This is a genomic window from Streptomyces sp. NBC_01551 (assembly GCF_026339935.1).
In the GTDB taxonomy this organism is placed as follows: domain Bacteria; phylum Actinomycetota; class Actinomycetes; order Streptomycetales; family Streptomycetaceae; genus Streptomyces.
The window spans coordinates 1-8,291 of the sequence record NZ_JAPEPX010000014.1; the positions used below are offsets into that span (position 1 = coordinate 1).

Below are 8,291 nucleotides of genomic sequence, written 5' to 3' on the forward strand. Positions count from 1 at the left end.
CCGCGGTGAGGCGGACGCGCAGCGCGGACGCCCCGACGGCGTGCAGGGACACCCCGCGCCAGGAGAACGGCAGTCCGGCCTGCCGGTCGCCGTCGGAGGAGACGAACGTGGCGTGCAGGGCGGCGTCGAGGAGCGCCGGGTGCAGGCCGAAGCGGGTGGCCTCGGTGTGCCGGTCGTCGGGCAGGGCCACCTCGGCGTAGACGTCGTCGCCGAGGGTCCAGGCGGCGCGCAGGCCCTGGAAGACGGGCCCGTAGGCGAAGCCGCCCTGGCCGAGGTGCTCGTACAGGCCGTCGACGGTGACGGCCTCGGCGCCGGGCGGGGGCCAGGCGGTGAGGTCGAAGGCGGGGCGCGGCGCGCCGGTGGCGAGGACGCCCGCGGCGTGCCGGGTCCAGGGCTCGTCGTCGGCGGCGTCGGGGTCGCCGGAGTACAGGTCGAGGGTCCGTCGGCCGTCCTGGTCGGGTGCGCTGACCACGATCTGGAGGCGTACCGCGGCGTGCGGGGCGAGGACCAGCGGGGCTTCGAGGGTGAGTTCCTCGAGGACGTCGCAGCCGGCCTGGTCGCCTGCGCGGACGGCGAGTTCGACGAAGGCGGTGCCGGGCAGCAGGACCGTACCCATGACGGCGTGGTCGGCGAGCCAGGGGTGGGTGTCGAGGGAGAGGCGGCCGGTGAACAGGAAGCCCTCGCCGTCGGCGAGCGGGACGGCGGCGCCGAGCAGCGGGTGGTGGGCGGCGCCCAGGCCCGCCGATTCGACGTCCCCGATGAATCCGGCGGGGGCTTCGAGCCAGAACCGGCGGCGCTGGAAGGCGTACGTGGGCAGGTCGACGCGGCGGGCGCCGGTCGCGGCGAAGTACGCGGGCCAGTCGAGGGGGACGGCGCGGGTGTGGACGGCGGCCATCGCGGCGGTGAGCGCCTCGGCCTCGCCGCGGTCGCGGCGCAGGGCGGGGACGAACACGGCGTCGGTGGCGTCGTCGGTGTCGGTGAGGCAGTCGCGTCCGAGGCCGGACAGGACGCCCTGCGGGCCGAGTTCGAGGTACGTGGTGACGTGCTCGGCGTCCAGGGTGCGGATGCCGTCGAGGAAGCGGACGGCCTCGCGGACGTGGGAGACCCAGTGCTCGGGGGTGCGCAGTTCGTCGCCCGCCACGGCTCCGGTGAGGTGGGTGACGACGGGGATGACGGGCGCGTGGTAGGTGAGGGAGGCGGCGACGTCGCGGAAGGCGTCGAGCATGCCGTCCATCAGCGGGGAGTGGAAGGCGTGGCTGACGGTGAGCCGCTTGGTCCGGCGGCCGCGCCGCTCGAACTCGGCGGCGATCTCCAGCGCGAGGGTCTCCTCGCCTGAGACGACGACGGCGGAGGCGGAGTTGACGGCGGCGATGCCGATCCGGTCCTCGTGGCCGGCGAGCAGCGGCCGGACCTCGTCCTCGGTGGCGGTCAGCGCGATCATGGCGCCGCCCTGGGGCAGTGCTTCCATGAGGCGGCCGCGGGCGGCGACGAGGGCGGCCGCGTCGGGCAGCGAGAGGACGCCCGCGACGTGCGCGGCGGTGATCTCGCCTATGGAGTGGCCGGCGACGAAGTCGGGGTGCACGCCCCAGGACGCGACGAGGCGGTAGAGCGCGGTCTCCAGCGCGAACAGGGCGGGCTGGGTGTGGCCGGTCCGGTTCAGGAGGTCGCCGTCCTCGGCGAACAGGATGTCCTTGAGGGGCTGTTCGAGGTGCGGGTCCAGGGCGGCGCACACCTCGTCGAGGGCGGCGGCGAAGGCGGGGTGGGCGGCGTACAGTTCGCGGCCCATGCCGGGGCGCTGGCTGCCCTGTCCGGTGAAGAGGACGGCGAGCCGGCCGTCGGCGGCGTCGTGCCGCACGAGCCGGGCGCTGTCGCGGCCCTCGGCGAGGGCGGCGAGTCCGGTGAGGAGTCCGTCACGGTCGCCGGCGACGACGACGGCCCTGCGGTCCAGGGCGGTACGGGTGGTGGCCAGGGAGAACGCCACGTCGGCCGGGTCCGCCTCGGGGTGCAGCGCGAGGTGGTCGGCGAGCCGGGCGGCCTGGGCGCGCAGCGCGTCGGGGGTCCGGCCGGAGAGGAGGAACGGCAGCGGGGCGGCGGACTCGGCGGCCGCGCCGGCCGGGTCGCCGTCGCGGTCCGTGTCCTGCTGGGCGGGCGGCTGTTCGATGATGACGTGCGCGTTGGTGCCGCTGACGCCGAAGGAGGAGATGCCCGCGCGGCGGGGGCGGCCCGTCTCGGGCCAGGCGGCGGCTTCCGTCAGCAGTTCGACGGCGCCGGCGCTCCAGTCGATGTGCGGGGACGGCTCGCCGATGTGCAGCGACGCGGGCAGGACGCCGTGGCGCATCGCCTGCACCATCTTGATGATGCCCGCGGCGCCGGCGGCGGCCTGGGTGTGGCCGATGTTGGACTTGATGGAGCCCAGCCGCAGCGGCCGGTCCTCGGGCCGGTTCTGGCCGTAGGTGGCGAGCAGGGCCTGGGCCTCGATGGGGTCGCCGAGGGTGGTGCCGGTGCCGTGGGCCTCGACGGCGTCGACGTCGGCGGTGGTCAGTCCGGCGTGCGCGAGGGCCTCGCGGATGACGCGCTGCTGGGAGGGCCCGTTGGGGGCGGTGAGGCCGTTGGAGGCGCCGTCCTGGTTCACGGCGGTGCCACGGACGACGGCCAGGACCGGGTGGCCGTTGCGGCGGGCGTCGGAGAGCCGCTCGACGAGGATCATGCCGGCGCCCTCGGCCCAGCCGGTGCCGTCGGCGTCGGCGGAGAAGGACTTGCAGCGGCCGTCGGTGGACAGGCCGCGCTGGCGGCTGAAGTCGATGAAGGTGTCCGGGGTGGACATGACGGTGACGCCGCCGGCGAGCGCCATGTCGCATTCTCCGCTGCGCAGGGCCTGCGCGGCCAAGTGCAGGGCGACGAGGGAGGAGGAGCAGGCCGTGTCGATGGTGACGGCGGGGCCTTCGAGGCCGAAGGTGTAGGAGATGCGGCCGGAGGCGACGCTTCCGGCGGTGCCGGTGCCGAGGTAGCCCTCCAGGCCCTCGGGGACGGCCGGGAGCCGGGTCAGGTAGTCGTGGTACATGACGCCGGCGAAGACGCCGGTGCGGCTGCCGCGGACGGAGGCGGGGTCGATCCCGGCGCGTTCGAAGGCCTCCCAGGAGGTCTCCAGCAGGAGCCGCTGGTGCGGGTCCATGGCGAGGGCCTCGCGCGGGTTGATGCCGAAGACGTCCGGGTCGAAGTCGGCGGCGTCGTGCAGGAAGCCGCCCTCGCGGGTGTACGAGGTGCCGGCCCGGCCGGGGTCGGAGTCGTAGAGCGCGTCGAGGTTCCAGCCGCGGTCGGTGGGGAACGGGGAGATCGCGTCGGCGGAGCCGGCGACGAGCTGCCACAGCTCCTCGGGGGTGTTGACACCGCCGGGGTAGCGGCAGCTCATGGCGACGATGGCGATGGGCTCGTCGGCGACGGCCCGGGTGGTGGCGGTGGTGGCGGCCGGGGCCTGGGCCGCCTGGTCACCGAGGAGTTCGGTGCGCAGGAACGCGGCGAGCGCGTTCGGGGTGGGGTAGTCGAAGACGAGAGTGGCGGGCAGCCGGACGCCGGTGGCCGAGCCGAGGCGGTTGCGCAGCTCGACGGCCGTGAGCGAGTCGAAGCCGAGTTCCTTGAAGGCCCGGCCGGGGTCGACTGCGTCGGGGCCGGGGAAGCCGAGGACGGCGGCGACCTGGACGCGGACGGTGGCCAGCAGCAGCCGGTCGCGCTCGGCGGCGGTCAGCGGCAGCAGCCGCTCGGTGAGGCCGTCGGCGGGCGCGGCGCCCTGGGCGGCGGCGGCCCGGCGCGCGGCGGGCCGGACCAGGCCGCGCAGCAGCGGGGGCACCATGCTCGCGTCGGCCTGGCGCAGGGCGGCCAGGTCGAGGTGCATCGGGACGGCGGTGGCCTCGCCGGTGGCGCGGGCGGTGTCCATGAGGGCGAGGCCCTCGGCGGAGGACAGCGCGGCGACTCCGGCGCGGGAGATCCGCTCCAGGTCGGTGTCGGCGAGGTCGCCGGTCATGCCGCTGCGTTCGGCCCACAGGCCCCAGGCGAGCGCGGTGGCGGGCAGGCCTTCGGCGCGGCGGCGGTGGGCGAGGGCGTCGAGGAAGGTGTTGGCGGCGGCGTAGTTGGCCTGTCCGGCGGCGCCGAGGGTGCCGGCGGCGGCGGAGAACAGGACGAACGCGGCGAGGTCGGCGTCGCGGGTCAGTTCGTGCAGGTGGACGGCCGCGTCGACCTTGGCGGGCAGGACGTGGTCGAGCCGCTCGGGGGTGAGCGCCTCGAGGATGCCGTCGTCGAGGACGCCGGCGGTGTGGACGACGGCGGTCAGCGGGTGTTCGGCCGGTACGGAGGCCAGCAGCGCGGCGAGGGCCTCGCGGTCGGCGACGTCGCAGGCGGCGAGGGTGGCCTCGGCGCCCAGGGCGCGGAGTTCTTCGAGGAGTTCGCCGGCTCCGGCGGCGGCCTCGCCGCGGCGGCTGGTCAGCAGCAGGCGGCGGACGCCGTGTTCGGTGACCAGGTGGCGGGCGACGAGCCCGCCGAGGGTGCCGGTGGCGCCGGTGACCAGGGCGGTGCCGTCCGCGTCGAGCGGGCGGGCCTCCTGCCCCTCGGGGGCGGGCAGGGCGGGGACGCGGCCGAGCCGGGGGACGACGGCGCGGCCCTCGCGCAGGGCGAGCTGCGGCTCGGCGGTGGCGAGCGCTGCGGGCAGGGCGCGCAGGGACTCCTCGCGGTCGTCCAGGTCGAGCAGGACGAACCGGTCGGGGTGCTCGGACTGGGCCGAGCGCAGCAGGCCCCACAGCGGGGCGTGCGCCAGGTCGGCCACGTCGCAGGCGCCGGCGGTGGCGACGGCGCCGTGGGTGACGAACACCAGCCGGGAGCCGTCGAAGCGGGCGTCGGCGAGCCAGGCCCGGGCGAGGTCCAGGGCGTGGTGCAGCGCGTCGCGGACGGCGGCGGACAGCGCGGCGTCGACGGTGGTCCGCGCGGGCGCGTCCACGGCGGGGACGGGACGACGACGGCCTGCGGTACGGGGCCGCCGGCCTCGATGGCCGCGGCGAGGGCGGCGAGGTCGCCGTGCGCGGCGGCGGTGGGCAGCACGGCGGTGAAGCGGGGGCCGGCCCCGGCCGCGCCGAGCAGGGCCCACTGGCCGGGGGCGACGGTGGTGGCGGCCGGCAGGGCCAGCGGGCTCCACTCGACGCGGAACAGCGAGTCGTGGAAGGCGGTGCGGGCCGCCCGTACCTGGTCGGGGGTGACGGGGCGCAGCAGCAGCGCGTCGACGGAGGCGACGGGCGCGCCGGACTCGTCGGCGAGGTCCACGGAGACGGTGTCCTGGCCGGCGGGCGCGAGGCGGACGCGCAGGGCGCGGGCGCCGACGGCGCGGAGGCTGACGCCGCTCCAGGAGAACGGCAGCCTGCCGTGCTCGGTGTCCTCCAGCAGGGAGCCCATGCCGACGGCGTGCAGGGCGGCGTCCAGCAGGGCGGGGTGCAGGCCGAAAAGGGCGGCCTCGGCGTGCGCCTGCTCGGGCAGGCGGACCTCGGCGAAGACCTCGTCGGCGCGCTGCCAGGCGGCGGTCAGGCCCTGGAAGACGGGTCCGTAGGCGAAGCCGGAGGCGGTGAGGTGCTCGTAGAGGCCCTCGACGGGGACGGCGGTGGCGTCCTGCGGCGGCCAGGTCGTGAGGTCGGCGCCGGCGCGCGGCGCGGGGCGGGCGCCGGCGGGGGTGAGGAAGCCGGTGGCGTGCCGGGTCCAGGCGCCTTCGCCCCAGGTGTCGTCGGCGGCGTCCTCGGGCCGGGAGTGCAGGGTCAGCGAGCGCCGTCCGTCGGTGTCGGGGGCGCCGACGGCGAGCTGGATCTGGACGCCGCCGTGCGGGGGCAGGGCGAGGGGGGCCTGGAGGGTGAGCTCGTCGAGGAGTTCGCAGCCGGTGTGCTCGCCGGCCTGGAGGGCGAGTTCCACGAAGGCGGTGCCGGGCAGCAGCACGGTGTCCATGACCGTGTGGTCGGCGAGCCAGGGGTGGGTGGCCAGGGAGAGCCGGCCGGTGAAGAGGTAGCCGTCGCCGTCGGCCAGGGCGATGGCGGCGCCGAGGAGCGGGTGGTCGGCGGAGCCGATGCCGGCGGCGGTGACGTCGCCGGTCCAGGCGGTGGGCTGTTCGGGCCAGTAGTGGCCCCGCTGGAAGGCGTACGTGGGCAGGTCGACGCGGGTGGCACCGCGCCCGGCGAAGACGGCGGACCAGTCGGCCCGGACGCCGTGCGCGTGGGCCTGGGCGACGGCGGCGGCGAACGCGGCCGGTTCGGGGCGGTCGGCGCGCAGGGCGGGGACGAAGACGGCGTCGTCCCGGTCGTTCTCGCCGGTGAGGCAGTCCTGTGCGAGGGCGGTGAGGACTCCGCCGGGGCCGACCTCGACGAAGGTGGTGACGCCGAGCGCGGCCAGGCCGCGTACCCCGTCGTGGAAGCGGACGGCCTCGCGGACGTGGCGGACCCAGTAGTCGGCGGTGCAGATCTCCTCGGCGGTGACGGAGGCGCCGGTGAGGTTCGAGACGATCGGGATGACGGGCGGCGCGTAGGAGACGGCTTCGGCGGCTTCCCGGAACGCGTCGAGCATGCCGTCCATGAGCGGCGAGTGGAAGGCGTGGCTGACGGTGAGCCGCTTGGTGCGCCGGCCGCGGGCGCGCAGGGCCTCGGCGATCTCCTCGGCGGCGTCCTCGTGGCCGGAGACGACCACGGAGCGGGGGCCGTTGACGGCGGCGATGGACACCCGGTCGGTGAGGAGCGGGGTGACCTCGTCCTCGGTGGCCTCGACGGCGATCATCGAGCCGCCGGCGGGCAGGGCCTGCATGAGGCGGCCGCGGGCGGCCACGAGGGCGGCCGCGTCGGGGAGGGTGAGGACGCCGGAGACGTGGGCGGCGGCGAGTTCGCCGATGGAGTGCCCGATGAGGAAGTCGGCGGTGACGCCCCACTGTTCGAGCTGGCGGTAGAGGGCGACCTCGACGGCGAACAGGGCGGCCTGGGTGTAGGCGGTCGCGTCGAGCAGCGCCGCCTCGGGGGTGTCTTCGGCGGCGAACAGCACCTCGTACAGGGGGCGTTCGAGGTGCCGGTCGAGTTCGTCGCGGACCGCGTCGAGGGCGCGGGCGAAGCCGGGGTGGGTGGCGTACAGCTCGCGGCCCATGCCGGCGCGCTGGCTGCCCTGGCCGGTGAAGAGGAAGGCGGTGTTGCCGTCGCCGGCGGCGCCGAGGACGGCGGTCGCGGGCTGCTCGCCGGCGGCGAGCGCGTCGAGGTCGGCCAGCAGCTGCTCGCGGTCGGCGGCGAAGAGGACGGCCCGGCGGTCGAGGGCGGAGCGGCTGGTGGCGAGGGAGAAGCCGAGGTCGGTCAGGGCGGCGGGGTCCGCCGCGAGTGCGGGGTGGGCCCGCAGGTGGGCGGCGAGGCGGGCGGCCTGGGCGCGCAGGGCGTCGTCGCCCTGGCCGGAGACCAGCAGCGGCACGGGCCCGGTGGCACCTTCCGCGTCCACCGCGGCGTCAGCGCTGTCGGTGGCGCCCGTGCCGTCGGTCTTCGCGTCCGCGCCGGGTGCGTCGGCGGGCGGGGCCTGCTCGATGACGGTGTGGGCGTTGGTGCCGCTGACGCCGAAGGAGGAGATGCCGGCGCGGCGCGGCTGGCCGGTCTCGGGCCACGGCACGGCCCGGGTGAGCAGTTCGACGTCGCCGGTACTCCAGTCGACGGCGCTGGACGGCTGGTCGATGTGGAGCGACTCGGGCAGGACGCCGTGCCGTATCGCCTCGACCATCTTGATGATGCCCGCGACACCGGCAGCGGCCTGGGTGTGCCCGATGTTGGACTTGATGGAGCCCAGCCACAGCGGTCGGCCCTCGGGCCGGTTCTGGCCGTAGGTGGCCAGGATGGCCTGGGCCTCGATGGGGTCGCCGAGGGTGGTGCCGGTGCCGTGCGCCTCGATGACGTCGACCTGCGCCGGGGTGAGCCCGGCGTTGGTGAGCGCCTGGCGGATGACGCGCTGCTGCGACGGCCCGTTGGGGGCCGTCAGGCCGTTGCTCGCGCCGTCCTGGTTGATCGCGGAGCCGCGGACCACGGCGAGTACGGGGTGGCCGAGGCGGCGGGCGTCGGAGAGCTTCTCGACGAGGAGCATTCCGACGCCCTCGCCCCAGCCGGTGCCGTCGGCGCCGTCGGCGAACGGCTTGCACCGGCCGTCGGGGGCGAGCCCGCGCTGCCGGCTGAACTGCACGAAGGCGCGCGGGCTGGACATGACCGTGACACCGCCCGCGAGCGCCAGCGAGCACTCGCCGCCCCGCAGCGCCTGCACCG

The 8,291-nt window shown here is 76.4% G+C and carries 1 pseudogene; it reads right to left on the minus strand.

The window, feature by feature from the left end:
• A pseudogene (locus tag OG982_RS30845) lies at nt 1–8,291 on the minus strand (type I polyketide synthase); the annotation flags it as partial.